This is a genomic window from Alphaproteobacteria bacterium (assembly GCA_015231795.1).
Taxonomy (GTDB): domain Bacteria; phylum Pseudomonadota; class Alphaproteobacteria; order Rhodospirillales; family WMHbin7; genus WMHbin7.
In genome coordinates, this window is sequence record JADGAX010000001.1 from 477,114 (window position 1) to 503,515 (window position 26,402).

The following is a 26,402-nucleotide window of genomic DNA, read 5'->3' on the forward strand; positions in this document are numbered from 1 at the left end:
GCCCCGCCTGCGGCGTCAGGCTCAAGCCGAAGCCGGGCGATTGCTGCGTCTATTGCAGTTTTGGCTCCATTCCATGCCCGCCCATTCAGAAAGCCGGGCGCAGCTGCTGTTCAGGCGGATAACGCATTATTTCGCTAAGGCGATGTAAAAGGACGTCCCTTCGCCCGGCGTCGAATCAAGCCAGATGCGCCCCCCCATATGTTCGACGATCTTCTTGCAGATCGCCAGTCCGATGCCGGTTCCCTCATAGTCGTCTTTCGAAACCAGGCGCTGGAAGATGCGAAACACCTTGTCGAAATATTGCGATTCGATGCCGATCCCATTGTCTGAAAGACAAAGCAGCCATTCGTCTTGTTTTTCTTCGCATGTCAACGTCACGTTGGGCGGACGGTGCGGGTGGCGGAATTTGACGGCATTGCCGATCAGATTCTGAAACAAGCGCACCAGATCGCCGCGCGCCCCGGTAACGTAGGGCAGACGATCCGGCAAGACGACGGTCGCTTGGGATTCTTGTACCGCCACCTTCAAGTTGAGCAGGCATTCCTGAAGGACGTCTTTCAATGAGACGGACTCGCAGGCACCGCCCCCCTGGCCGATCCGCGAATAATCGAGCAGGCTTAGGATAAGGCTGTCCATGCGTTTTGCGCCGTCGATGGCATAGCCGATGTAGGCCCGCATGTCTTCTTCAATGTCCGGCCCCAGACGTTTCTTGATCAAGCCGATATAGCTGCTGACCATGCGCAATGGTTCGCGCAAATCGTGCGAGGCCACCCAGGCGAAACTTTCAAGATCGGCGTTGATGCGCCGAAGGTCCCTGGCCTGTTCTTCACGCTGACGGTTGATTTCGCCGATGCGCGATTCGTCGGCCTTTCGCTTGCTGATGTCCTCGGTCACGGTCACGAAATAAAGGGGCGTGTCGTCGCTGTCGCGCGTTAGCGCCGTGGTGATGCGCGCCCAGATCGCCTGGCCATCCTTGCGGATATAGCGCGTTTCCCACGCGTCATGCTGCCTTTCGCCAGCCAAGATCGCCTTGACCCGCTTGATGTCCGTTTCCAGAAATTCCGGGTCCGAATAGCGTCGATAGTTCGAGGACAGCAATTCCCCCCTGGGATAGCCAAGGATGGCGCATAGGCATTCGTTCACCTCCAGCCAATCGCCCGTCGTCGAAACGATCGACATGCCAACCGCGGCCTGTTCGAAAATATTGCGAAAACGCTCGGCCATCGCCCGGATTTCCCGCTGGCTATGCTCGTGTTCGTCCAGCAGTTGGTTGAAGGTCTGGCAGATGACGCCGATTTCATCATCGCGCCGGTTTGGCGCCCTGGCCCGCTTTCCATCGCGGATGGCGTGAATGGTGCTTTCAAGATCGCCCAGCGGCTTTAGGATGACGCCGCGAAACAACAGCATGGCGGCAAGGCCGTACAACAGGAACAGGACGCCGAACAAGGTGAAGATGGCTATTTGGCGCTGTTTCGAGGCTTTGTAGGCGGCTTCGAGCGATCCGTCGGCCACGTCCTTGAGATCGCGCAGGCTGGCCTGTAACTGCGTCGCGTCTTGGAACAACTGCGACGCCAGAACATCGATCACGTCCGCCGATTGACGACTGTCTTGTCTGGCCTCAATCAATTTCTCCAGCAAGGGCGACAAATCGGAATAGCGAATCAGCAAAGCGCCATTGATCACGCTTAAATCGGGATCGGCAAGGAAAAGCGGATCGTTGATCAGGCGCCCCATTTCCTTATATTGGCTTTGCCACTGGGAAATTGCCCTGGGTTCGCCGTACAGCAACACTTCCTGCGTCAGTTGGACAAGCCGCATGCCCTGGCTGGCGACAAGATCCCGTCTTTCGTTGCGGCTTGTGTCTTCGACAAAGGCGTATTGGCTGTAGCCAACGGACATCAGTGCCGTGCCGGTCAGAACAGCGCCAACTGTCAGAACGGCACGAAACCCTGTCTTGATGTCCATGCCGTCCTACTTGGTGAAAACACCGACGGCAGCAGGCTTGACCGCACGCAATTCCGCAGCACGGATCGTTTCGGCGTAGTTGGGAATCTGCTCTTTGTTGTTGGCCTTGGCGATCCAGCGCGACACGCTGTCCATGGCTTCCAGGATTTCCTGGGGCAGGCTGACCGCCAATTGCATGCGCGGCCAGAGCTTGTCGATATAGATGGCGTCCAGGGCAAAGCGCTTGACCAAATAGGCCTTGGCCTCTTCGGGATTGGCGCGCACCCAATCCTCGGCCAGAATCAGTCCCTTCAGAAGTTTCTGAATGGCTTGCGACTGAGCGTCCAAATGTTCCTGGCGTCCCACGAGCAACAGATTGGCTTCGGTTCCGCGTTCCATCAGCTTGACGGCATTGTCGCCCAAAGCGTCCTCAATGGCCGAGACATGGGGTTCCCAGACCAGCGCGGCATCGACCTCGCCCGAGATAGTTTTCTCGACGATTTGCTTGGGGGCCAAATTGACCGGCTCCACATCCTCAAGCGTCAATCCCTGCAAGGCTAGGAAAACGACCAGATTGTGCTCGGCGCTGGAAGTGGCGGGAAAGGCGATCTTCTTGCCCTTCAAATCGAAATGAGTGGTTATGCCGTGATCCTTGCGCCCGATGAAGCCCTTGTTCCAATAGCGGCAGATGCCAGCCAGGATGCGCAGATTCTTCTCGTCGAATGAGCGCTTGGCGACCACCAGTTCAGCCGCCGTGGCAATATCGACCTCGCCGGCATGCATCGCCTTGACGGCGGCATCGCCCGAGGGATAGCCCTTGATGTCCACATTCAAGCGAACTTGATCGAAGAAGCCCTTGTCCTTGGCGATCCATTCCAAGGCCCCGACATCGCCTTCGTAGGCTCCCAGGCGGATCGTATGAACCGGACCCGGCATCAGGAAATAGATGGCGGCACCTGCAAAGACAACCCCCAAGACCAATAGGGCGATCAGACTCCCGCTTCGGCTCTTTTGAGCCTTGATTACGTCCATTGTCGCCGTCCTGTGACAAAAGGAGGAACAAATTAACCCATTCAGGCATGCGGCGCCTCTTATCGAAGCGTACGCGAATCCTAGCCAAACAGGACTTCACTTTCATCAAGATTCTGCATACAGAGAGAATTCACAACGATTAATTACAGAAATTACTAGGGTATCAATTACTTGATTAAGGGGCTGACCAGTGAATTAAGGGGAAAATATTCAGAAACGATACTGCAAGGCGCGATATGAATGTCTGCGAATTACCATATTCGATTTACGGCTATCTGGTAAAAGCGATCTTGCCTTTGGGCAGCAAGTAAAGAACCAGGGCAGGTCCGCCGGTAACCGTGGGGTAATGGCCGGACCCTGGTGGATAGACCAGCCATCCGGCGTCGCAAGAATCAAAGCGCGCCGCCGGGGTTTGCGGCATCGTCATGACGATCTCTCCCAGCGGATGGGAATGATGGGGGCCGAAACCATGCGCCATCGACACCACATCGACGGAAAAATCATGCAATTCAGAGGACGGCTCGCTCACGCGGCCCCAACGCATATCGCCCCGCCCTTCCTTGCACATCCAACCCTCGGCGATGGCCTGGCGGCACAATGATTCAATGTCAGCGAAGGCCGCAGACGAGGCCGGGCATTTCTGATTCAGAAAGGTTTCCATGGCCTTGTCCAGCGGCATGTCGGCAATGGCCGCCGAAATGTCGGCCATATGCGCATCAAAACGTTCACGCGTGGTCTGGATCATGGGGCGCCTACCATTTCGGATCGCGAGACATCAGGGACTGGGCGTCGGCCTCGGGGATCGGACGCGAGAAATAATAGCCTTGCGCATAATGGCAGCCAAGCTCTCTCAGCACCTCGTATTGCTCGACCGTCTCGACGCCTTCGGCGATGATCTGCATGCCAAGGTTGGTGCCCAGCGCAATGATGGCGCGCACGATTTCCATGTTCTCGCGCTTTTCGAACATGGTGGCCACGAACGAGCGGTCGACCTTCAGGTAATCGAAGGGGAAGCGGTGCAGATAGCTGAGGCTGGAATAACCGGTTCCGAAATCGTCGATCGACAGCGACACGCCCAACGCCTTCAGATTGGACAGCCATTCGGTCGCCACCTCCGGATTGTCCATCAGCAGGCTTTCCGTGATCTCCAACTTGATGTGGAAGGGATTGAACGCGTTCTCCTCGATCAGGTCGGCGATGCGGTCGATCAAGCCCGGCTCTTTGAACTGGCGCGCCGAAATATTGATGCTCATCATCATTTGCTTGTCTTGGGCGCGCTCGGCGTTCCAGGCATGCATGCGGCGAGCCGATTCTTCGATCACCCACCAGCCGATAGGCACGATCAGTCCGGTTTCCTCGGCCAGAGGGATGAAATCGCCCGGCGGCACAATGCCGCGCGTGGGATGGCGCCAGCGGATCAAAGCCTCGAACCCGGCGATGCGGCCTTCTTGCATGCCGACGATGGGTTGATAAAACATGACCAGTTCGTTGCGCTCGAAGGCGCGCCTGAGATCGGACCCCAATTCAAGCTGCTTTGAGGAATGCACGCGCATTTCAGGGCTAAACAAGGCGATGCGGTCGCGCCCCACCGACTTGGCTTCGTACATCGCCAGATCGGCATCGATCAACATGTCTTCCGGGCGCTCATATCCTTCATGGACAAGGGCGATGCCCATGCTGGCCGTGGGATATATCTCTTGGCCAAGCAGGCTGACCGGCTTGCTCATGCTCTGGCGCAAGCGCTCAGCGATATCCAAGGCGCTGTCACGGCTTGCCACATCCTCGATCAGCAGGGCGAATTCGTCGCCGCCCAGTCGAGCGACCGTATCGGAAGCGCGCCTCGAATTGTCCAGACGCCTGGCGATGGACACAATCAGGCTGTCGCCCGCCGAATGTCCCAAACTGTCATTGACGTATTTGAAATGGTCGAGATCGAGGAACATGACGGCGAACAAGCGGTTTGAATCGCGTTTCGATCTGGTCAGCGCCTGACCAAGGCGATCCATGAACAACGCCCGGTTGGGCAGTCCGGTCAAGCCGTCATGGAAGGCGTCGTGCAGCAATTGCTGTTCGGTGCGCTTGCGCTCGGTAATGTCGGTTTGCGATCCCGCCATGCGCGCAGGCCGCCCCGACATCGGATCGGCCACCGAAGAACCGCGCAACAGCATCCAGCGGTAACGGCCGTCATTGTGGCGGATGCGGTATTCAACCTCGACATGGGTCGTCGCCCCCACCAGATGCGCATCGAGCGCCGCCTTCAACTCGTCGATATCGTCGGAATGCACGCGCGAGAACCAGTCGTCGACGCCGCCGCCGATCTCGTCTTCCCGGCATCCCAACATGTTCTTCCAGCGCTGGGAATAGTAAACCCGGTTGTTTTTGATGTCCCAGTCCCACAAGCCGTCGTTCGCACCTTGCGCGGCCAGGGCATAGCGCTCCTCGCTTTGCTTGAGCGCCGCCTCGCGCCGCTTTAAGTCGGTGACGTCGGTATAGGTCAACAGCACCTTGCCGTCGCCCAAACGGCGCGCCGACACCTGAACGACGGCGCCGCTGGCCAGTTGCCGCTCGACCTTGGACAGGGCCAATTCGCCGCCCTGGGCGACCTGCCAATCCGGATCATCCTCGCCGATGGCGTCGCCGCGCTCGCTCATGAAACGCATGATGGTGACGACATGCGTGCCGCTGGTGGTCAAACGTCCTGGCAGATTCAGCATCTTGCCGAACAGATCGTTGACGTCGAGCAGCCGCAGATCGAAATCGAAAATGGCGACCGCCTGGGTGATGTTGTCGAGCGTGGCTTCGAGAAGCGACTGCTTTTCGACGGCCTCATGCTCGGCCAGCTTGCGCTCGGTGATGTCCTCGACCGTGCCTTCGTAATACAGCACCTTGCCGGCGGCGTCCCTGACGGCGCGGCTGTTCTCCGAAACCCACAAGGCGACGCCATCGCGGCGCAAGACCTGATACTCGAACCCCCTGACCTCGCCCGCCTCGCTCATCAGCGAAAGATAGCGGTCGCGGTCATTCGAGTTCAGATAGATCTGACAGGAAATATCGACCACATTGCTCATCAGCTCTTCGACGCTGGCATAGCCGTACAGCTTGGCCAAGGACGGGCTGGCTTCGATATAGCGTCCGTCCGGCGTCGATTGGAAAATGCCCTCGGCGGCTTGTTCGAAGATGGAGCGGTAGCGTCTTTCGCTGTGGCGCAAGGCCTCCTCGGCAGCCTTGCGGTCGGAAACATCGCGCAGCACCACGGTATACAGCTTGCGGCCGGGCAGATGCAGTTCGCTGATAGACGCCTCAAGCGGAACTTCGCTTGCGTCCTTGCGCCGTCCCTCCACCTCGAATGTCTCTTGCTCGACCAGATCCTCAAGGCATTCGCTTTCCTTCACGCAGCCCGCTTGGCAATGCATGAAAAGATTGGGCATCAGCAAGGCCGCCCTTTGCCCCAGCACTTCGTGCGCCGAATAGCCGAAGACGCGCTCGGCGGCAGGATTGAAGGACTCAACCAAGCCATCGCCGTCGATGGTCAGAATGCCGTCGGCCACGGTGTAAAGAATGCCGTGCAGCCGGTCTTCGCGGGCCTTCAAAGCGCTCGTGGTCTGGCGCAGTTCCTCTGTTCGCTCGGCTACGCGTTGTTCAAGCGTGGCGTTGGCGGCTTCCAGCGCCGCCTGGGCGCGCTTAAGTTCGGTGACGTCGCCCACCGATCCGACCAGACGGACGGCGCGTCCCATCTTGTTGCGCTGACAGACAGAGCGCTCGCGTATCCAGATGATCTCGCCATTCATCGAGGAAATGCGGTATTCGGCATCCATCGACGGCGTGTGGCCCTTGAAATGCCCCGTCGCGGCCTGCCGGTAGCGGGGCATGTCTTCGGGTAGAATGCGCGACAGCCAGTCCTTGGCCGTGCGCAAACCATGCGACGGAATGCCGAAAATCGCCTCGATGCGCGGCGAAACGAACAGCATGCCGCTTTCAAGATCAAGGTCGTAAATGCCTTCCCGCGAGGCTTCCATGGCCAGGGCGTAACGTTCCTGGCTGCTTTTAAGATCGTTGGTGCGCTGAGCCAGATGCTCCCTGGCCTCGCGCTCGGTGGAAATGTCGTACAGTGTCGACAGAACGGCTTCCGTCTTGGCGAAGGTGACCAGCCGGGACGAAGCCCTGGCCCAGAAAGCGCGACCATGATCCCCGACCAGACTGACGTCGAAGCCGTTGACCTCGCCGTCGCGCTTCAGTCTGTTGGTCAGCTCGCGCCGTTGCGCCTTGTCGGTGTAGATGTCGGTGACGGGGCGGCCCAGAAGTTTCGCGGGCGGCATGCCGATGACACGGCCCATCATGGGATTGGCGTGCATGATGACGCCGTCGCTTAAGCGGGTGACCAGCACCGCGATCGGCATTCCCTCGACGATTTCCTTCAGCGTGACGCCTTCGGCCGCTTCTTCCAACTCGCGCTTGCGCCTTTGAGAGAAATCGCGAAAGGAGGCGAACACGAATTCGTGTTCGCCATGGCTGACATATGCCGCGCTGATCTCGGCGGCAAAGGTCTTGCCATCCTTGCGCCGATACAGCGCTTCGAAATTGCTGTGTAGTTTTGATTCGCGCATGTGGCGCCACAAGCCTGGCCACTTTGCTCCGATCAGATGCAGATCGATGTCGAAAATGCAGAGCTTCAGCAATTCCCGACTTGAATAGCCCAGAAGCGCGCAGGCGGCTTTGTTGACCGACAAGATCGCGCCATCTGGGCCAATCTTCAGCATGCCGTCGCTGGTTTCATCGAAGGACAATTTCGACAATTCCAGCGCCGCCTCGAGCGCTAGGCTTTCATTGGTGTCTTGAACCAGAATGATGAAAACGATTCCGTCATGGTCCTGATAGGAAGCGACCAGACATTCCACATCGAGAAGATCGCCGCCGGAACGGCGCATCTTCTTGGCGATGGCATAGCTGCCGTCGCCTTTGCTCTTCAAGGTGTGGAACAGGGCGGCTTCGCGCGGCTGGTCGGCGTCTGCGGTCAGGTCGAAGTAGGAAGGAAGCGTTTCCTCAGGCCCCCGAAGATCGAGCATCTGGCGCAAACGATCATTAATGGCAAGCAAATCGCCTGCCTCGCCGACCAGGGCGACGCCCAAAGTCGGCAGGCCCGAATAACGGCCCAATACAGCCTCGCGGCTGCCGTTTTCCGGCTTCCCCACGCAACCTCTCGCAAACAGAGGAACGGCCCCTGACGCTCCCCCCACCTCCGCTTCCCCAAGCGGATAAGAGCGAGCGACGACTTTGTCTTGCGGCATTCTACATGACCTTATGTGTCGCACCAGCGATAAATGTGCGCCGATACTTTACTTATTCTAGCATTGGGGCGTTTTGTAAAAACCGTAACCGTTCTTGCCTTTCTGCTTGATGGCGTACATGGCCGCGTCGGCGGCGATCAGAAGCTTGTCGCTGTCGGTCGCATCGTCGGGATAAAGCGCTATTCCCACGCTGGCGGAAACGCTGGCTTCGCATTCCTTGAGTTTGAAGGGCTTCGACAAGGTTTCGACAACCTTTTCGGCGACGATCCTGGCATCTTGCGATTTAATGACGCCCGACAAGATCAGGGTGAATTCGTCGCCAGCCAGACGGGCCACGGTATCGGAAGCGCGCACCAACGCCTGAAGGCGCTGTGCGGCTTCTATCAGAAGCTGATCGCCTGCCGCATGGCCATAACAGTCGTTGACCTCTTTGAAGCCATCCAGATCGACGAACAGAAGGGCGGCCTTCTGCGTGGCGCGATCCGCCTGCGCCAGGGCATGCAGCAAGCGGTCGGTGAAGAGATAGCGGTTGGGAAGACCGGTCAGCGTGTCATGCGTGGCTTGAAGACGCAGCTGGTTCTCGATCTCTTTGCGGAAAGTGATGTCGGTGAAGGTGGCGACGTAATTGGTCAAGCGCCCGGCGGCATCTTGCACGGCGTCGATGCGCAGCCATTCCGGATAGATGTTGCCGGTCTTGCGGCGGTTCCATATCTCGCCTTCCCAATGCCCAACGCTGCGCAGCCGATCCCACATTTCGTCGTAGAAATTATCGTCCTGCACGCCCGACTTCAGAATGCCCGACGTTTGTCCGATGATTTCATCGTTCTCGTAGCCGGTGATTCTGGTGAAGGCAGGATTGATCCTGACGATCACGCCGTTGGAATCGGTGACGAAAATTCCGGTATCGACGTTCTTGAACACCGCCTCGGCAAGCCGCATCGCTTCTTCGATGCGTTGACGCTCGATGGCGTAGCGAATGGCGCGGCGCAACACATCGCCGTCGGAACGGCCCTTGACCAGATAATCCTGGGCGCCCTGCTTGACCGCCTCAAGCGCCAGTTCCTCGTCGTCCAGGCCCGACAGAACCACCACCGCCGCCTTAGGGGGGGCAGATTCCAAAATCTTTTTAACCGTTTCCAGGCCGAAAGAATCAGGGAGGGACAGATCGAGCAAGATGACGTCGGGCGAGACTTCCGCCAACAATTCAACCGCTTCCGCCAGCGAAGGCGCATGGGCAATATCAAATTTTCCCGGGCCGGACTCGGCCAGCGAATAGCGGATCAGCGCCGCATCGCCAGGATTGTCTTCAACCACCAAAACGCGAATTTCGCCCACCCATTCCCCCAATGAATATTCACGCTGCTGCGTCTTCGTTTATATTGGCCCTTGGACAAAATAATCCAAGACTGGCTCTGCCGCTTTACACTGGCGTACAGCCATTAACATTCAGGGTCAAGATGAACTAACAGAAGCAGACTGTGCTTCCGCATCGGAAAGTGTAAATCGCACCACCGAACCTTGTCCGGGTTGCGATTCAAGCCAGATACGCCCGCCATGGCGCTCGACGATCCGCCTAGCCAGGGCAAGACCGACCCCGGCGCCCGCCCCCTCCCCCTCGGCCTGGAACAGCCTGAACAACCGCTCGGCCTGACTGGGATCAAGCCCTCGCCCTTTGTCGACGATGCTGACGATCCATCGGTTGCTCTGGCGCTCGGCCATGATCTGGATCAAGGGCGCACGCTCGGGCGACCGGAAACGAAGGGCGTTATTGACGATCACCTGAAGCAGCAGCTTTAACTGAACCGGATCGCCCTTGACCCTGGGTAGGGCGGGAGAAAGATCGACCTTGGCCTGCACATCTTGAAGCGCTTGGCTTTCTTCCTTCGCGACCTGGGAAGCCAGGGACAGCAGATCGATGGACTGCAAGGAATTGGGGGCATGTCCCAACTGAGCGAACCGCGAAATGCCGTTCAGCATCGCCTGCAGCGTTGTGAACTGATCCCTGGCGCAGGCCAATGCTTGGGGGTCAGGATGTTCCAAACATTCGGCCATCCTATCCAGCGGCGACTTGAAGCCATGGATGACGGCATGGACGAATTCCTCCAACTCTTCGTTGGTGCGATTCAATTCGTCCAGGGCGCCGCGCAGGCGATTCTGGGTTTGGTTCAGCGCGCGCGAGCGTTCGGCCAGCATATCCTCGACATAGCGCATGATCGAGAATTCGACGCTGGCCAGAATGTCGGCATAGGAGAGCAGGCCTATCGGCGTTCCTTCGCCGTCTGTGACGCCCAGGTGCCGGATTCCCTTGCGCTCCATGGTTTCGCGGGCTTCCAGCACGCTGACCGACTGCGGAACAGAAATGATCGGCGAGGTCGACACGTCAGCCACCTTCAACCCGCCCCGGCGACTGGCCACGGCTTTCAACAGATCGCGCTCGGTCACGATGCCGCGCCGTCCATCGCCGAAGATGACGACGGCGCAATCCGTTCCATGATTGTGCAGCCGGACGGCAGCCTGCGACAGACTGGACGAAGCCTGCAGGATCAGCGTGGGGCGGCGAACCGCCGTGCTGACCGAACGCATCGACAGGAAATGCCGCACATCTTGCTGGCGCACGACGTCGCTTTGGCTGACCACGCCGACCAGTAGATCCTTGTCATCCACCACCACGTAATGGCGCAGCCCCTCGTCGCGAAAGCGCAAGGTGGCCGCCTCGATGGTCACGCTTTGATTGATCGTGCGAACGGGCTTGCTCATGACGTCGCCAACCGGCTGATCCAGGGCGGCGGTGTCGTCGGGATTGACCAGCAGCGCGTCGTGTTCGGTCCAGATGCCTTCAGGGCGTCCGCGATCCAGCACCACGATCGAGCTGCAACGGGTCGTCACCATCTGATTGGCCGCTTCGGAAACGGTCATCGATGGCCCGCAGGTCAAAATATTGCGCCGCATGATCTGGGACAGATTCTGCGCCTGTCCCTTCAGCAACTGATCCAAAGCGTCGTGCGTGGTGTCGATCATTTATTCAAGCCAAATTTTTCATCGCGATTAAACCATATCCTCTTGCTTCCCACCATCACCTAACTGAACCGCCTCGACCTGTTCTGAACGCCTGATCACCTTGTCGACCGACAGTTTAAGCAGCCGCAAATCCTCGCCCGCCTGACCGAAATGCGTGTCCAGCTTGGCCGCCCGCTCGGCCAGTCGTTTCATGTCGTCCAGCAAATGCCTGACCTCGGCCTGGATCACGTCGGCCTGTTCGCGCATGCGGGCATCCTTCAAAACCGCCCTAATCGTGGTCAGGGTCGCCATCAATGTGGTTGGCGAAACGATCCACACCCTGGCCCGGTAAGACTTTTCAATGACTTCTGGAAAATTGGCATATAGTTCCGCATATACGGCTTCCGACGGCAAAAACATCAGCGCCGATTCCGCCGTTTCGCCGGGAACGATGTATTTTTCCGAAATGTCGCGCACATGGCCCAGGACCGCCGTCGCGAAGGCGCGGCCCGCTTGCGTGCGCTCGGCATCGTCCTTGGCGGCCCGCAACTGATGAAAGCTCTCCAAGGGGAACTTGGCGTCGATGGCGATCGACCCCGGCGGCTTGGGCAGGTGAATCAGGCAATCGACGCGCCGCCGGTCGCCGATTGGCGCTTGGAATTCATAGACTTGCGGCGGCAGAACCTGACTGATCAGATCGTTTAGCTGGATTTCGCCAAAGGCCCCGCGCGTCTGTTTGTTGGACAGGATGTCTTGCAAACTGACCATGCGCTCGGACAATTGCGAGATATTGGCCTGGGCGGAATCGATCACGGCCAGGCGCTCGCGCAGCTCGGCCAGGCTGGCCCCGGTGCGCAGGCTCGACTGATCCAACCCCTCGTTCAGGCGTTTCCCCAATTCGACCAGCCGTTCGTCAAGCAGGCGGGAAATTTGGCGCTCCTGGGCCTGCAGCCGTTCGGCCATCAAGGACTGCTGGGAAGCCTGACTGTCGGCCATTTGGGCCAAACGACCGGTCAGTTCGCCCAAAGGGGCGGAATCCGGGCGTTTGAGCAGCCAAGCGGCCAGAAAACCGGTGGCCAGGGCCAAGGCCAGTCCCCCGGCCAGTATGAGAACGCTTGTATCCATGACCTGCTTTTACAGCCCCGTGGCGGCTTGTGCCACCGTCATCATTTCTTGACGATCCGCCCTTGAACTCTTATGTCACCCGCATGAGCCTGCTGAACATCCTTGTCGCCCCCGACCCGCGCCTGAAAGCCAAAGCCCTGCCCGTCGAAAAGGTGGATCAGGCGCTTTCCCGCCTGATCGACGACATGTTCGAAACCATGTATCAGGCGCCGGGCATCGGCCTAGCCGCCCCGCAGGTGGGCGTCGCCAAGCGGGTGATCGTGGTCGATACCGCCAAAAAGGGCGAGGAAGCCCAGCCCCTGGCCCTGATCAATCCCGAAATCCTGTGGCTGTCGGAGGAAACCAGCAGCTACGAGGAAGGCTGCCTGTCGGTCCCCGAACATTACGCCGAGGTCATCCGCCCCGCCCGCGTGCGCGTGCGCTATCAGGACCGCCAGGGCGAAATCCGCGAAATCGAGGCGGATGGGCTGCTGGCCACCGTGTTGCAGCATGAAATCGACCACCTGTCGGGCAAGCTGTTCGTCGATTATCTTTCCGCTTTGAAACGGGGCATGATCCTGCGCAAGCTGGAGAAGGCGAAAAAGCAGGCTGTCCGGGGATAGGTTCAATGCGCATCGTCTTCATGGGCACCCCCGATTTTGCGGCAACGGTGCTGGAATGCCTGATCGCGGCCCAGCACGAGGTTGTTTGCGTCTATTCGCAGCCGCCCAGGCCTTCCGGGCGCGGCCACAAGCAAATGCCCTCGCCCGTTCACAGACTGGCCCTGGAACGGGGCATTCCCGTGCGTTGCCCCACGTCCCTGAAGTCGCCTGAGGAACAGGCCGCCTTCGCCGACCTGAATGCCGATGTGGCGGTGGTGGCGGCCTATGGGCTGATCCTGCCCAAAGCCATTCTGGACGCGCCCAAAAAGGGATGCCTGAACGTGCATGGATCACTGCTGCCGCGCTGGCGGGGTGCCGCCCCCATCCAACGAGCCATCATGGCGGGCGATGAGCAGACCGGCATCTGCATCATGCGCATGGATGAGGGGCTGGACACCGGCCCGGTTCTGTTGCGAGACAGCATCCCCATCGGCCCCGAAACAACGGCGGGCGAGTTGCACGACCAGTTGGCCGAGTTGGGGGCGCGCCTGATGCTGGTCACCCTGGGCATGATGGCCTTGGGCGACACCTTGATTCCGATGACGCAGCCCGAAAGAGGCGTGACCTACGCCAAGAAGATCGAACGCGAGGAAAGCCGCATCGATTGGGGAAAGCCCACCCTTGAGGTCGAACGCCTGATCCGTGCCATGTCGCCGCATCCCGGCGCTTGGTTCGAGCATGCAAGCGAGCGTTTCAAAGTGCTGAAAGCCCACCCGCTCGACCGGTGCGGCGAACCGGGACGCGTGCTTGAAGGTGGGCTGATCATCGCCTGCAAGGAAGGGGCGATTGACGTTCAAACCATCCAGCGCCAGGGCAAGGCGCCAATGGATGCCGACGCCTTCCTGCGTGGCTATGCCTTGCCGCCGGGCACGGTTTTGTCGTGACCGTCAGATACAAATTGCTCATCGAATATGACGGCTCCGGCTTCATCGGCTGGCAGCGCCAGGGCAGCGGCGTTTCCGTGCAAAGCGTTTTGGAAGACGCGGCTAGGCTTTTCACCGGCGTCGAGGCCGCGACCGGCGCCGCCGGTCGCACCGATACCGGCGTACATGCGCTGGGCATGGTGGCGCATGTCGATCTTGCGCGCGCCTACGATCCTGAAACCGTGCGCCGCGCCCTGAACTTTTACATGAAGCCGCATCCGGTGGCGGTGCTGGAAGCCAGCGAAGCGCCCGAGGGTTTCCATGCGCGTTTCTCCGCCCTGGAACGGCGCTATCTGTACCGAATCTCGAACCGCCCCTCGCCGCCCGTCCTCGACCGGCACCGCGTCTGGTGGATATCCAATCCGCTTGATGAGAAGGCCATGGCCGAAGGAGCCGCTCACCTAGTCGGGCATCACGATTTCTCGACCTTCAGGGCCGGCGACTGCCAGGCCAGATCGCCCTTCAAGACGCTGGACGAACTTTCGGTCGAACGCCAAGGCGACGAGGTTCACATCAAGGCCCGCTCTCGTTCCTTCCTGCATCGCCAGGTTCGCAACATGGTGGGAACCTTGAAAATGGTCGGCGAGGGCCGATGGCATCCAGACGACGTCAAGAAGGCGCTGGAGGCGCGCGCGCGGGCGGCGGGTGGCCCCACCGCGCAGCCACAAGGCCTTTATTTTCTTGGGGTTACTTACTAGGGCCGATATTTTCCCCCTTGCCCGACCACTAAAACGCCTTCATAACTTTTGCGCATTTTCATCATGAAGGAAAGGACGTGCCAAATGGCTACAGGCACCGTGAAGTGGTTCAATACGACCAAGGGTTTTGGCTTCATTGCTCCGGAAGACGGCGGCAAGGACGTGTTCGTGCATATCTCGGCGCTGGAACGTTCGGGGCTTCAGGGCCTGAACGAAGGCCAGAAGGTTGAGTTCGAACTGCGCCAGGACCCCAAGGGCGCCAAGGCCGTTGACCTCAGAACGCTTGATTGAGGACCCGTCCGCCTGAAATGGAAACGGCCGGTGGGAAACCACCGGCCGTTTTTTGTCGGCGCCTTGCAAGGCGGATTATTCCATCCGACCGTGGCAGTGTTTGTACTTCTTGCCCGAGCCGCAGGGGCAAGGCGCGTTCCTGGGCGTGGCGCGCCAGGAATTGGGATCGTTGGGGTCGCGCGCCTCGTCGTCCGCCATCGCCCCGAAGGCGGGATCGTGGCGGGTTTCGAACATCTGGCGCGGCTTGGGCGGCGCCATCAGTTCCTCGGGCGGTTCTTCGAAGCGCAGCTCGACATGCGCCAGCAGCGACACCACGCGCTCCTTCAGACCTTCCAGCATCACGCTGAACAGATTGAAGGCCTCGCGCTTATACTCGTTCAAGGGATCGCGTTGCCCATAGGCGCGCAACCCGATGCCTTGGCGTAGATGATCCAGCGCCAGAAGGTGATCCTTCCAGCTTTGATCCAGGATCTGAACCAGAATGCTGTGCTCGACCTGGCGCATCAGATCGGGGCCGTAATTGCCCACCTTCTCGGCCATCTTGCGATTGACGGCGTCCGAGACGCGCTCATGGATTTCCGCTTCCGCGATGCCCTCTTCCTTGGCCCAGTCGGCCACCGGCAGATCGAGATTGAAGACCCGCAGAACCTCTTCATGCAGGCCCGACACGTCCCATTCCTCGGCAAACGCCTTTTCGGGAATGCAGCGCTCCACCATGCGGTCCAGGATCTCGCGGCGGAATTCCGCAACCATGGCCGAAACGTCGGCGGTGGCCATCAGTTCCTTGCGCTGTTCGTAGATCACTTTGCGCTGATCGTTCATCACATCGTCGAACTTCAGCAGATTCTTGCGAATCTCGAAGTTCCTGGCTTCGACCTTCTGCTGCGCCTTCTCAAGCGCCTTGTTGATCCAGGGATGGACGATGGCCTCGCCATCCTTCAGGCCCAACTTTTGCAGCATGCCGTCCAGGCGGTTGGTGCCGAAGATGCGCATCAGGTCGTCTTCCAGCGACAAGAAGAACTTGGAGCCGCCGGGATCGCCCTGGCGGCCCGATCGACCGCGCAGCTGATTGTCGATGCGCCTGCTTTCGTGGCGCTCGGTGCCGATGACGTAAAGCCCACCGGCGGCCAGCGCGATTTCCTTGCCCTTGGCGACTTCGGCGCGGATTTCGTCGGCCTTCTTGGCGGCGGCGGCCGGTTCAAGCCCGACCAGTTCCTGCTTCAAGCGCATATCCAAATTGCCGCCCATCTGGATGTCGGTGCCGCGACCGGCCATGTTGGTGGCGATGGTGACGGCGCCCGGCGATCCCGCCTGGGCCACGATATAGGCTTCCTGCTCGTGATAACGGGCATTCAGCACCTTATGGGGTATCTTCTTCTTTTTCAGAAGCTCGGCCAGTTGCTCGCTCTTTTCGATCGATACCGTGCCCACCAGCACCGGCTGCTTGCGCTTGATGCATTCCTCGATCAGGGTGGCGATGGCCTCGTTCTTTTCAGCCGCGGTGCGGTACACTTCGTCATCGGCGTCGATGCGCACGCAAGTCACGTTGGTCGGCATCTCGACCACGTCGAGATTGTAGATCTCCGAGAACTCGCCCGCCTCGGTCAGCGCCGTGCCGGTCATGCCCGACAATTTCGGATACATGCGAAAGAGATTCTGGAAGGTGATCGAGGCCAGGGTCTGGTTCTCGTTTTGGATGTCCACCCCTTCCTTGGCCTCCAAGGCCTGATGCAGGCCCTCGGAATAGCGCCGTCCTTCCATCATGCGTCCGGTGAACTCATCAATGATGACGACCTTGTTGTCCTTGACGATGTAATCGACGTCGCGCGTGAACAAGACATGCGCCCGCAACGCCGAATTGGCGTGATGGACCAGCGAGATATTGGCCAAGTCGTACAGGTTGGTGCCCTTCATCAGGCCCGCCTCGACCAGCAGCTTTTCGATCTTCTCGACGCCTGCCTCGGTAAAGGTGACGGCGCGCTGCTTTTCGTCCTTTTCGTAATGCGAGGCGTCAAGCAGCGGCATCAGCTTGTTGACCTGCTTGTACAGTTCGGAATTGTCCTCGGTCGGACCCGAGATGATCAGCGGCGTTCTGGCCTCGTCGATCAGGATCGAATCCACTTCGTCGACGATGGCGTAATTGAAGGGGCGCTGCGCCATCTCGGTCTGGCGGAACTTCATGTTGTCGCGCAGATAGTCGAAGCCCAATTCGTTGTTGGTGCCATAGGTCACGTCGCAGGCATAGGCCTGCTGGCGTTCGACGTCGTCCAAGCCATGCACGATCACGCCGACCGTAAGGCCCAGGAAACGATAGACCTGCCCCATCCATTCGGCGTCGCGTCTGGCTAGATAGTCGTTGACCGTCACCACATGCACGCCCTTGCCGGACAGGGCATTCAAATAGACCGCCAGCGTGGCGACCAGGGTCTTGCCTTCACCCGTCTTCATTTCGGCGATTTTGCCGCGATGAAGCACGATGCCGCCCATCATCTGCACGTCGAAATGGCGCTGACCCAGCGTGCGCTTGGCCGCTTCGCGCACGGTGGCGAAGGCCTCGGGCAGCAGATCGTCCAGGGTCTCGCCCTTTTCCAAGCGCTCCTTGAACCAGACCGTGCGGGCCGCCAGTTCCTCGTTGGACAGCTTCTCAAGCTCAGGCTCGAGTGCATTGATGGCCGCCACCTCGGACTTCAGGGTCTTGATGTAGCGGTCGTTAGCGGACCCGAAGAGCCGCTTTACTAAAGCACCGAGCATGGAGAATCCTTAAAGAAGTGCGGAAATTTTGCTGCAAAGAGATAGTCCCCGCTGGCCCACCTGTCAATGTCGGCAGCCATCCTGGAAAATACGCAAGCAACCGGAACAAATAGGGTACATTCACGTCAGCCACTTGCCGGAACGGGCGCGATATGCCACAAGCACAAACCATTTTTCCAACAAGGATAACGAAGATGTCCCGCATGTCAGCAGCCCTTGCCGCGTCGCTTTTGGGCTTTGCCCTGGTCTCTCCGGTCCAGGCTTTGGGCGAGGATTCGGTTGCCGCCACCGTCAACGGGGCGGAAATCCGCATGTCGGACGTCATGCGTCTGAAGAACGGCGCGCCGCAACTGGCCCAGGCCCCGATGGGGGTCGTTTATCCGGTTATCCTGAACAAGCTGATCCGCGACCAACTGTTGGCCGAGGCGGGACGCAAGGACGGCTTGGCCAAGGACGCCGATGTCGTGCAGGCCTTGAAGAACGCCGAAACGCAGATTATCGCCCAGACCTACGCCATGCGCGCCGCCACCAAGGGTGTCACCGATCAGGCCGTGCAGGCCCGCTATAGCGAGATGAAGAAGAAGTTCAAGCCTGCCGAGGAAGTGCGGGCGCGCCACATCCTGGTCAACACTTCCGACGAGGCCAACGGCGTGCTGGCCGACATCAAGAACGGCAAGAAGTTCGAGGAAGTGGCCGCTGAAAAATCGAAGGACGGCAACGCCCAGAGCGGCGGCGACCTTGGCTTTTTCCGCAAGGACGAAATGGTCCCCGAATTCGCCGAAACCGCTTTCAAGCTGAAGCCCGGCCAAGTCTCGGCCCCCGTTAAAACCCAATTCGGCTGGCATGTCATCAAAATGGAAGAAAAGCGGATGAGCCAGCCCCCGCAACTGGATGAGGTCAAGGAAGACCTGCAGGCTCAGTTGGCCGAAGAGGCCCTGTCCAAGATCATCAAGAATCTGGAAGCAGGCGCCAAGATTTCCCGCTTCGACGCCGAGGGCAAGCCGATGCAAGCCCCCGCCGCTCCGCACAAGTAAGTCGGCCATGGCCCCGCCCGTCTCGCCGCTGGCGCCAGCCACCTATCCGCACCTGCCGCCCCTGGCAGGCGTGCGGCTGGCGACCTTCGCTTCGGGTCTGCGCTACAAGGGGCGCACCGACCTGCTGCTGGCCGAATTGGCGCCCGGCACCACCATGGCCGGGGTCTATACCAAATCGCTGTCCAGTTCGGCGCCGGTCGATTGGTGCCGCAAGGCGGGCGCCAAGGGCAAGGCTCGCGCCCTGGTGGTCAATTCCGGCAACGCCAACGCCTTTACCGGCCGGGCGGGCATGGTTTCTGTTGCCGCCACGGTCAAGGCCATGGCCCAACTAGCCGCCTGCAAGGAAACCGAGGTGTTCGTCTCCTCGACCGGCACCATCGGCGTTCCGCTGCCCCATGAAAAAATCGTCGCTGCCCTGCCCAAGGCCATGCATGCCCTGAAGGCCGATGCCTGGATGGATGCCGCCCGGGCCATCATGACCACCGACACCTATCCGAAACTGGCCACCCGCCATGTCCGCATCGGCGACGATTTGGTCACCATCAACGGCATCGCCAAGGGATCGGGCATGATCGCGCCCGACATGGCCACCATGCTGGCCTATGTCTTCACCGATGCCGCCCTGCCCGCCAAGCTGCTGCAGGAATTGCTGACCAAAGGTGCGGATAAAAGTTTCAACGCGATCACGGTGGACAGCGACACATCGACCAGCGACACGCTGATCCTGTTCGCCACCGGCCAGACCAAACATCCGCGCATCAGCCAAACGAACGATCCGCGCTTGAAGGAATTCAAGGCCGGTCTCAATGCCGTGTTGCTGGAACTGGCGCATCTGGTGGTCAAGGACGGCGAAGGGGCCACCAAATTCGTGGAAATCCGCGTTGCGGGCGCCGCTTCGGCCAAGGCCGCCAAGCGCATCGGCATGGCGGTCGCCAACTCGCCGCTGATCAAAACGGCCATCGCGGGCGAAGACGCCAATTGGGGACGCATCGTCATGGCCGTCGGCAAGGCGGGCGAAAAGGCCGACCGCGACCGGTTGACGATCCGCATCGGCGGTTTCGACGTGGCCTGCAATGGCGGCGCGGTGCCGGACTATGACGAAGCGCCTGTAGCCGCCCATATGAAGGGCAGCAATATTCTGATCGAAATCGATGTCGGCGTCGGCAAGGGCAAAGCCACGGTCTGGACTTGCGACCTGACTCACGGCTATATCGACATCAACGGGTCGTACAGAACCTGATTCGCCCTTAACCGACGGGGCCGCGCATGACTTCAAAAACTGGTTGCATGTCGGCAGGAAGAAGTTGGCGGGGCGAGCATCTGCTGACTGCTGACTTGCGCTTGCGCCCCCCCGTCGAAGCCGACATTCCCGCCCTGGTCGAGATCGCCAACGACCCGGAAATCGCCCGCTGGACGGCGCAATTGCCCAATCCCTACGATGCGGGCCACGCCATGGAGTTCATCGCCCAGGCGAACAGCGACCGTCTGCAAAACAAGGATGTCGTCCTGCTCATCGAGCGGCTGGCCGACGGGAAGCTGGCGGGCGTCATCCATCTGTCTTTCGAAGACGGCACCGGCAGACTGGGTTATTGGATCGCCAGACGCCAATGGAAATTGGGTTACGCCACCCAAGCCGTGCGCCGCATAGCCAGGCTGGCTTTCCGGCAACTAGGCCTTGCCCGGCTGGTCGCCGATGTCATGGCGGACAACAGGCCATCGTGCCGTGTCTTGGAAAAAGCGGGCTTCACAGCCAGCCAAGTGGAATCCCGCCAGCTTCAAGGCCGCTGCCGGGATGTTCCTGTCACGCGCTTCCGCCTTGATCTTGACGGATGGAACAAGTTGCAAGCGGACAAGCCCCTGCTGCTGGTCAGCGCCGCCGCCTTGATCGACGTCGACAACAGGGTGCTGCTGGCATGCCGCCCCGAAGGCAAGGCGATGGCGGGCTTATGGGAATTTCCCGGCGGAAAGATCCATGCCGGCGAAAGCCCCGAAGCGGCCCTGATCCGCGAATTGAAGGAAGAACTGGGAATCGACGCCAGCGAAAGCTGTCTGGCGCCGCTGGCCTTCGCATCGCACGATTACGACAGTTTCCATCTATTGATGCCGCTGTTCGTGCTGCGCCAATGGCAAGGCGAGCCGCACCCTCATGAAGGCCAGAAACTGGCCTGGGTGCGCAAAGACCGGCTGGACGCCTATCCGATGCCGCCCGCAGACCTGCCCCTGACGCCGATCTTAAAGGACTGGCTGTAGCGTCACACCGCCTTCACTTCGGCCAGGAAGGTCTTGACCTCGGTGCGGATGTTGCTGGCCTGCCTGCTCATCTGTTCGGATTCGGAACGCACCAGTTCGGATGCCTGCCCGGTTTCAGCCGCCGCCGCGCTGACGCGACCGATCGAGTTGGACACTTCCGCCGCCGCCATCGCCGTATCATGGACATTGCGGCTGATTTCCTCGGTGGCGCTGCTTTGCTCCTCGATCGCCGCCGCCACCGAAGCCGACACCTGATCGATCTCGGAAATGCTGTTTGAAATCTGGCGCAGGGCCGCCACTGTTTCATCCGTCGCCAATTGCATCGCCTTGATCTGGCCGCCGATTTCCTCGGTGGCCTTGGCGGTCTGGTTGGCCAGGCTTTTCACTTCGCCCGCCACGACGGCAAATCCCTTGCCCGCCTCGCCCGCCCTGGCCGCTTCGATAGTAGCGTTCAAGGCCAGCAGATTGGTCTGTGACGCGATGTCGTTGATCAGATGCACCACCTCGCCGATGCGCTGGGCTGCCGTCAGCAACGATTCCACCTTGGCGTCCGTGGCCTTGGCCTGCTGAGAGGCGTCGCGGGTCGCCCTGGCCGCGCCATCGACCTGACGACCGATTTCCGCAATCGAAGCCCGCAATTCCTCGGCCGCCGCTGCCGCCGCCTCCACCCGCTCGCTGGCCTGATGCGATGCGGCGCTCACCACCTCGCTTTCGCTGGCGGTATTGTGGGCGTTTTCGCTCATGCGGACCGCCGTGCTCGACAAACCATCGGCCCCGGCCGCCATCTGTTCAAGGAACTGCGACACCTTGACCTCGAAGGTTTCGATCATGCGCTGCTTATGCGCCAGCTTTTCGATCTGGGCCGTATTCTCAACCCAGTTCTCGGAAGACACGACCGAGGCGCGGATCAAGGATTCCTTGAAATGCTGAAGGCTTCTGGCCATGTCGCCGATCTCGTCCTTGCGGAACTGACCATAGACATCAACGCCCAAATCTCCCTGGGCCATCATCTGCATGGTGCCGGTCAGCGAGATCAAGGGCGGCGTGATGCTGGCCACGATGGCGAAGGCGAACAAGCCGATCAGCGACAGCAAGACCAAGGAAACTACGATCAGGAAGACGAAATTGGCGTTGGCCGCCTCCATGGTTTCGCGGGCCAAGGTTCCCAAACGATTGGCGATCTCGTCCTCGACCTTCTTCATCATGTCGATGCGCGCCGTCGAGGCGGCAAACCATTTCGGCGCTTCGACGCCGCCGGTATCGCCAGTTTCGATGCTGTCATGGGCGATCTTGCGCAGGCGCGTCACCTCGTCGACCGCTTCGCCCGCCACCGTCTTTTTCGCCAACTCCTTCAACTCTGAAGTGGCGAAGGCGTTGAAGACGTTTTCATAGGCGCTTTGCTGGCCGAAATTGCCCACCACCCGGCGATAGGCTTCGGGCGCGAATTTTCCCGCCGCGAAACCGCCCGAGATCATGGCGCGCTCAAGACCGGCCTGTTCCTTCATCTTGATCCAGCCGGAATAGGCGCCGATCAGACGGGCCACCGCGCTGTCGCTGGTTTTCAAGGCCATGGCGTCGATCATGCCGATCAATTGGCCGATGTTGCGGGTGTAGAAGCCTTGCATCTCGGGAATCGGCACATCCAGCGCGTCGGCCTTGGCGCGCACGCCTGCCAAGCCGTCCAGACCGGTCAGCGCCGCCTTGCCCATGTCGCCATATTCGGGCATGTCGGCCATGATCCGTTGCAGGCTGGTTTTGAAGGGTGCTAGGCGGCCATCGCTGTCCTTGCGGATGGCGTCCACCTGATCCTTGAATTTCGTTCCCTTGCTGCCCATGAACAGCGAGGTCGAACCGCGTTCCTTTTGCAACTCGTGAATCAGGGCGCTGGCCGATTGCGAGAAACCTGTCAACACGCCCAGCTTTTCCATTTCGGCGGCGGTGGTGCGCTTTTCCTCGACCGCCACCCCGGCATAGATCAACAAGGCCAAGGTCGGCAACAAACCTAGCATGATGATGCGTTGCTTGACCTTGAAGGCGTCAAACACCCCCATCACCGCGCCAAGGAAACCATGACGCTGGGAACCTCGCTGCTGCGATTCGGGCAATGGAACGTCCGAGACGCCCTTCTCGCGGAAATATTCGCGCATGCGCAAATCTTCCGAGGTGACATGCCCGATGAAGAAATTTTTCATGAAATCGATCAGCAGCTTCTGATCGATGGTTTCGCCGTATGTTTTGCGCCGCTCGGTCAATTCGTTCAACTTGGCCAGCGTCAGATCGTGCGACGCCTTGTGCTTGGTGAAGCCGGGATATCCCGACTTGTTCATCAATGCTTCTTCGCGTCCGAAATGCTCTTTCGTATGAGCCAGCAGGGCGTCGATATTCGCCTCGATGACCTGGGCGGCGTCGCCGCGCTCCTGCGCATCGTGGAACTTGTTGATCAGCTCGACCCAATGACGATGATCATCATCAAGGGCGCGCACGCCGATGCTGTAGGAATCGTGCCAAGGAAGCAAGGCCATGCTCGTCACTCCTAACGGGCAGAAGGGAAGATCAGGCTATCCGATTATCAAGAAGGCAAACTTGATGAATGTTAAGTCTTGGAAAAAGAGTTAAACAACATCAGGCACATGTTTAATTTGGCAAGACCCTGTTATCAAATGACATATTTCTTAGGGCATTGATTATTGGCGACTGACTTCGGCCAAGGCGCCGGCCAAGGCCGCCAAGGCCCGTGAACGGCTCCAAGCATCTGTGATCACTTCGGCCACCGAGACTCCCCTGAACAGATGGCCGAGCGCGCTGGCGCGGTCGCCCTTGCGGCTGTTCTCACGCGCCAACTCGGCATACATCCAGACGCGCCCGAAAGGATCGGCATAGGCCTGTGTGGCGGCTTCGGCCTCTGCCGACAACGAACTTCTGAACTGGCCGCTGCTTTGATCGGCCAGTCGCCACAGCGTTTGCGCCTTGATCGCCTCGTCATCGATGATCATCGCTTGCGATTGGGCGGTTTGCGTGTCGTTCAGCATCTGCCAACCCATCGCGATCTGGCTTTCGCCGTATGACCTGGCGAAAGGCAAATCGATGGCCTGCACCAGAACGGCGGCGGTTCTAAGCTGACGTCTGGCTTCATCGGGCTTATTCAAGAAGAAGGCGGCATCGGCCAAACGCACATGAGCCAGAACGCGGTAGCGCGGCAATTCGATCCGCTGGGCCAGCACTTCCGCCTCGACGCCCCGCCCGTCTCTGGCCATGGCCTCGATCAGCTTCAGTTCGGCGGGAACGCGCAGCAAACCGTCATTGACCTGAACCAGCCATTGGCGGCTGGCTTCGAAACGCTTCAGCGTCGTTTCGATCATCGACAGATTGGCGATGGCGCTTTGGCGGGCTTCGAAGGGCAGCGTCAACAAGCGCTTTTCCGCATCGATCCGCCAGCGCATCGCCGCCCCCTCCTCACCCAAGCGCAAGGCGATTTCCGCCAACTTCAGGCGGGCCGACAAGGTTTCCTCGGGCTGTTTCAGGCTGTCCAGAAGGCGCTCGGCCACCGCCCTGGCCGCCCGCGCCGATTCGACATGCCCCATCTCGGCTTGGCGCAAGGACAAAAGCAGGGCCGCCTCGCAACGGCGCGCCGCGTCGGGAATGACGTCCAACGCCTCAAGCGCCGCCTGAAAATATCCGCCCGCCGCCAAGGAGCGGGCTACGGATTCCAGGGCCGAGATCAGGGTGCGCGGATCGTCGATGCGCGACGCCACTTCCCAGGCCATCTGGTGAACCCCCGCCTCGGCTGCCTCGCTGGCGACTTCGGACAGCGCCCAATCGCGCATCGACCCGGCAGGGGCGGCCAGCGCCGCCTGACGGGCCAGAACGGACAAACATTCCGGTTGCGGGTTTCTAAAGCAGTCCTTGGGATCGCCGACCAAAGGCAGAGGGCGCGCCGAAGCCTCGATCAGCAGACGGCGGGTGGCTGGCGATTCCTCGATCAGGCGCTTGGCCCCCGTAATCTGTTCGGCCCGCGTTTGCTTCAAGCGCCTCTCGATCCGGCGCATGCCGGCCACCATTTCCAGATGCTGCAACAAATCCTCGCCGGGCTGGCCAGTCTGTTTCAGCCCCCAAGCCTTTTGATGCAGTCGGATGGCCTCGACGGTGGCGGGCGACAAGCGCCCGTCCAATTCCCCATGATAAAGCCCCATTTCCCCGAGAAGGCTTTGAATGGCCAGCAGCAAAGCGTCGGTTTGCAGGGGCGCTTGCTGCTTTGACGACGGAATGACCGGGTCTTTCAGGGCGGCGGGCGAAGAGGCGCTCCAGGGCATGACCAGCAATAGCGTCGCCCCCAGCAACAAGACCCATTGGCCCCAGCCGGGCCGAATGCTAATCTGTCTTGTTTTTCCAGCGGATACGCGCATGTCTCAAATGGTCCCCAGCGCCGCGGTCCTGATCATCGGCAATGAAATCCTATCTGGCCGCACGCGCGATGCCAATCTTGGCTTCTTGTCCAGCGCCTTGGCCCTGCTTGGCATTCAGGTCAGGCACGCGCGCGTGATTCCCGACGAGTTGTCCGTCATAGCCGATAACGTAAACGCTCTGCGGCACAATTACGATAGCCTCTTCACCACCGGAGGCATCGGCCCGACGCATGACGACATCACGGCCGAGGCGGTCGCCCTGGCTTTCGGCCTTCCCCTGACCCGCCATCCCGAGGCGCTGCGCCGCCTGGAAAGCCATTACGGCCCCGACAATTTGAACGATATGCGAAAACGCATGGCCGACATGCCCGAAGGAGCGCTTCTCATCGACAATCCGATCAGTTCTGCTCCTGGCTTCAGTATTGGCAACGTCCATGTGCTGGCCGGGGTGCCCATGATCGCAAGCGCCATGTTCGAACAGATGAAACATCGCCTGATCCAGGGGCCGCCCCTGCTGGCCCGCACGGTGCGGGCCTTCGTGGCGGAAGGCCTGCTGGCCAAGGGGCTGAAGGCCATCCAAGACGCCAACCCGGATGTCAGCCTGGGCAGCTACCCCTTCATGGCGGACCAAAGGCTGGGCGCCAGCATCGTGGCGCGGGGGCGCGACGCCCGTCGGCTGGACGAAGTTGCCGGTCTGGTTGCCACCCTTATGAGATCCCTGAATGGAGACCCCCATGTTGAAACCGGCGAAGGCAACGCTAAAGCCCCATGAGCGGCACGCCGTGCTTTTCATGCTGCGGCACATGTTTTTCGGCGTGGTGGGCGGCTTCTTTTTCGGCATCATGCTGCTTGTTCTGGACGTAGGCGGGCTGCGGACCCTGATCTTTGCGTCCAACGACATGGGGATCGCCCTTTTTCTATTGTTCTTTGGCCTGTTCATTACTTTTGGTAGTGTCGGCATGGGGGTCGGCATCATGACCATAAACAGCCAGGATCATTAACTTCTTCTCGCCATCTTGCTTGGCCCA

Annotated in this window: 19 protein-coding genes; 9 read left to right on the forward strand and 10 right to left on the reverse strand. The window is 60.0% G+C overall.

Annotated elements, in window-relative coordinates:
• Nucleotides 1–126: 126 nt before the first annotated feature.
• The 7 genes from HQL44_02270 to rmuC all read right to left on the reverse strand — a co-directional run bounded on the left by HQL44_02270 (nt 127) and on the right by rmuC (nt 12,383).
• The gene (locus tag HQL44_02270) at nt 127–1,965 is read right to left on the reverse strand and encodes a PAS domain S-box protein (protein MBF0267396.1); all 1,839 of its coding nucleotides are present in this window, start codon (nt 1,963–1,965) and stop codon (nt 127–129) included.
• A 6-nt stretch (nt 1,966–1,971) separates the two neighbouring features.
• Nucleotides 1,972–2,976 (reverse strand): NrtA/SsuA/CpmA family ABC transporter substrate-binding protein, encoded by a 1,005-nt coding sequence (locus tag HQL44_02275; GenBank protein MBF0267397.1) that lies wholly within the window; start codon nt 2,974–2,976, stop codon nt 1,972–1,974.
• Between the two features lie 271 nt (nt 2,977–3,247).
• Nucleotides 3,248–3,721, reverse strand: coding sequence for a DUF4863 family protein (locus tag HQL44_02280; protein ID MBF0267398.1), 474 nt, complete (start codon nt 3,719–3,721; stop codon nt 3,248–3,250).
• A 7-nt stretch (nt 3,722–3,728) separates the two neighbouring features.
• Nucleotides 3,729–8,165, reverse strand: coding sequence for a PAS domain S-box protein (locus HQL44_02285; protein ID MBF0267399.1), 4,437 nt, complete (start codon nt 8,163–8,165; stop codon nt 3,729–3,731).
• A gap of 153 nt (nt 8,166–8,318) precedes the next feature.
• Entirely contained in the window at nt 8,319–9,596 is a 1,278-nt protein-coding gene (locus tag HQL44_02290) for a diguanylate cyclase (GenBank protein MBF0267400.1), read from the reverse strand.
• Nucleotides 9,597–9,713: 117 nt separating this feature from the next.
• The gene (locus tag HQL44_02295) at nt 9,714–11,279 is read right to left on the reverse strand and encodes a CBS domain-containing protein (GenBank protein ID MBF0267401.1); all 1,566 of its coding nucleotides are present in this window, start codon (nt 11,277–11,279) and stop codon (nt 9,714–9,716) included.
• Between the two features lie 27 nt (nt 11,280–11,306).
• Nucleotides 11,307–12,383 carry a DNA recombination protein RmuC gene (rmuC, locus tag HQL44_02300; protein MBF0267402.1) on the reverse strand — a complete coding sequence of 359 codons (1,077 nt, stop codon included), beginning with the start codon at nt 12,381–12,383 and terminating at the stop codon, nt 11,307–11,309.
• A gap of 83 nt (nt 12,384–12,466) precedes the next feature.
• Between rmuC and HQL44_02305 the strand changes: the two genes are divergently transcribed.
• The 4 genes from HQL44_02305 to HQL44_02320 all read left to right on the forward strand — a co-directional run bounded on the left by HQL44_02305 (nt 12,467) and on the right by HQL44_02320 (nt 14,936).
• Complete coding sequence (locus HQL44_02305) at nt 12,467–12,985, forward strand: peptide deformylase (GenBank protein MBF0267403.1); 519 nt, start codon at nt 12,467–12,469, stop codon at nt 12,983–12,985.
• Between the two features lie 5 nt (nt 12,986–12,990).
• Entirely contained in the window at nt 12,991–13,908 is a 918-nt protein-coding gene (locus HQL44_02310; protein ID MBF0267404.1) for a methionyl-tRNA formyltransferase, read from the forward strand.
• A complete protein-coding gene (truA, locus tag HQL44_02315) occupies nt 13,905–14,645 on the forward strand; it encodes a tRNA pseudouridine(38-40) synthase TruA (GenBank protein ID MBF0267405.1) in 741 nt (246 codons plus the stop codon). The genes HQL44_02310 and truA overlap by 4 nt, the downstream gene beginning before the upstream one ends.
• 84 nt (nt 14,646–14,729) lie before the next feature.
• Complete coding sequence (locus HQL44_02320) at nt 14,730–14,936, forward strand: cold-shock protein (protein ID MBF0267406.1); 207 nt, start codon at nt 14,730–14,732, stop codon at nt 14,934–14,936.
• Between the two features lie 75 nt (nt 14,937–15,011).
• Here HQL44_02320 and secA read toward each other — a convergent pair whose 3' ends face one another.
• Nucleotides 15,012–17,687 carry a preprotein translocase subunit SecA gene (gene secA / locus HQL44_02325; GenBank protein ID MBF0267407.1) on the reverse strand — a complete coding sequence of 892 codons (2,676 nt, stop codon included), beginning with the start codon at nt 17,685–17,687 and terminating at the stop codon, nt 15,012–15,014.
• A gap of 194 nt (nt 17,688–17,881) precedes the next feature.
• Here secA and HQL44_02330 point away from each other — a divergent pair, with 194 nt between their 5' ends.
• From HQL44_02330 to HQL44_02340, 3 genes are read left to right on the forward strand one after another with little or no spacing between them, the layout of a single operon-like run.
• On the forward strand, nt 17,882–18,721 hold the full coding sequence (locus HQL44_02330; protein MBF0267408.1) for a peptidylprolyl isomerase: 840 nt from the start codon (nt 17,882–17,884) through the stop codon (nt 18,719–18,721).
• A 7-nt stretch (nt 18,722–18,728) separates the two neighbouring features.
• Complete coding sequence (argJ, locus tag HQL44_02335) at nt 18,729–19,961, forward strand: bifunctional glutamate N-acetyltransferase/amino-acid acetyltransferase ArgJ (GenBank protein MBF0267409.1); 1,233 nt, start codon at nt 18,729–18,731, stop codon at nt 19,959–19,961.
• A 47-nt stretch (nt 19,962–20,008) separates the two neighbouring features.
• On the forward strand, nt 20,009–20,971 hold the full coding sequence (locus HQL44_02340) for a GNAT family N-acetyltransferase (GenBank protein MBF0267410.1): 963 nt from the start codon (nt 20,009–20,011) through the stop codon (nt 20,969–20,971).
• Nucleotides 20,972–20,973: 2 nt separating this feature from the next.
• Here HQL44_02340 and HQL44_02345 read toward each other — a convergent pair whose 3' ends face one another.
• Both HQL44_02345 and HQL44_02350 read right to left on the reverse strand, forming a co-directional pair.
• On the reverse strand, nt 20,974–23,493 hold the full coding sequence (locus HQL44_02345; protein MBF0267411.1) for a bacteriohemerythrin: 2,520 nt from the start codon (nt 23,491–23,493) through the stop codon (nt 20,974–20,976).
• A gap of 162 nt (nt 23,494–23,655) precedes the next feature.
• A complete protein-coding gene (locus HQL44_02350; protein MBF0267412.1) occupies nt 23,656–25,374 on the reverse strand; it encodes a peptidoglycan-binding protein in 1,719 nt (572 codons plus the stop codon).
• On the opposite strand from HQL44_02350, the gene HQL44_02355 reads away from it, so the two are divergent.
• Both HQL44_02355 and HQL44_02360 read left to right on the forward strand, forming a co-directional pair.
• Entirely contained in the window at nt 25,373–26,146 is a 774-nt protein-coding gene (locus HQL44_02355; GenBank protein MBF0267413.1) for a competence/damage-inducible protein A, read from the forward strand. The genes HQL44_02350 and HQL44_02355 overlap by 2 nt on opposite strands.
• Entirely contained in the window at nt 26,109–26,375 is a 267-nt protein-coding gene (locus HQL44_02360; GenBank protein MBF0267414.1) for a hypothetical protein, read from the forward strand. The genes HQL44_02355 and HQL44_02360 overlap by 38 nt, the downstream gene beginning before the upstream one ends.
• Nucleotides 26,376–26,402: the final 27 nt, after the last annotated feature.

Bases quoted from the DNA above. Each gene is read 5' to 3' on its own strand.
- HQL44_02270 (MBF0267396.1), bottom strand. From the start codon at position 1,965: ATGGACATCAAGACAGGGTTTCGTGCCGTTCTGACAGTTGGCGCTGTT.
- HQL44_02275 (MBF0267397.1), bottom strand. From the start codon at position 2,976: ATGGACGTAATCAAGGCTCAAAAGAGCCGAAGCGGGAGTCTGATCGCC.
- HQL44_02280 (MBF0267398.1), bottom strand. From the start codon at position 3,721: ATGATCCAGACCACGCGTGAACGTTTTGATGCGCATATGGCCGACATT.
- HQL44_02295 (MBF0267401.1), bottom strand. From the start codon at position 11,279: ATGATCGACACCACGCACGACGCTTTGGATCAGTTGCTGAAGGGACAG.
- rmuC (MBF0267402.1), bottom strand. From the start codon at position 12,383: ATGGATACAAGCGTTCTCATACTGGCCGGGGGACTGGCCTTGGCCCTG.
- HQL44_02305 (MBF0267403.1), top strand. From the start codon at position 12,467: ATGAGCCTGCTGAACATCCTTGTCGCCCCCGACCCGCGCCTGAAAGCC.
- HQL44_02310 (MBF0267404.1), top strand. From the start codon at position 12,991: ATGCGCATCGTCTTCATGGGCACCCCCGATTTTGCGGCAACGGTGCTG.
- HQL44_02320 (MBF0267406.1), top strand. From the start codon at position 14,730: ATGGCTACAGGCACCGTGAAGTGGTTCAATACGACCAAGGGTTTTGGC.
- secA (MBF0267407.1), bottom strand. From the start codon at position 17,687: ATGCTCGGTGCTTTAGTAAAGCGGCTCTTCGGGTCCGCTAACGACCGC.
- HQL44_02330 (MBF0267408.1), top strand. From the start codon at position 17,882: ATGTCCCGCATGTCAGCAGCCCTTGCCGCGTCGCTTTTGGGCTTTGCC.
- argJ (MBF0267409.1), top strand. From the start codon at position 18,729: ATGGCCCCGCCCGTCTCGCCGCTGGCGCCAGCCACCTATCCGCACCTG.
- HQL44_02340 (MBF0267410.1), top strand. From the start codon at position 20,009: ATGTCGGCAGGAAGAAGTTGGCGGGGCGAGCATCTGCTGACTGCTGAC.
- HQL44_02345 (MBF0267411.1), bottom strand. From the start codon at position 23,493: ATGGCCTTGCTTCCTTGGCACGATTCCTACAGCATCGGCGTGCGCGCC.
- HQL44_02355 (MBF0267413.1), top strand. From the start codon at position 25,373: ATGTCTCAAATGGTCCCCAGCGCCGCGGTCCTGATCATCGGCAATGAA.
- HQL44_02350 (MBF0267412.1), bottom strand. From the start codon at position 25,374: ATGCGCGTATCCGCTGGAAAAACAAGACAGATTAGCATTCGGCCCGGC.
- HQL44_02360 (MBF0267414.1), top strand. From the start codon at position 26,109: ATGTTGAAACCGGCGAAGGCAACGCTAAAGCCCCATGAGCGGCACGCC.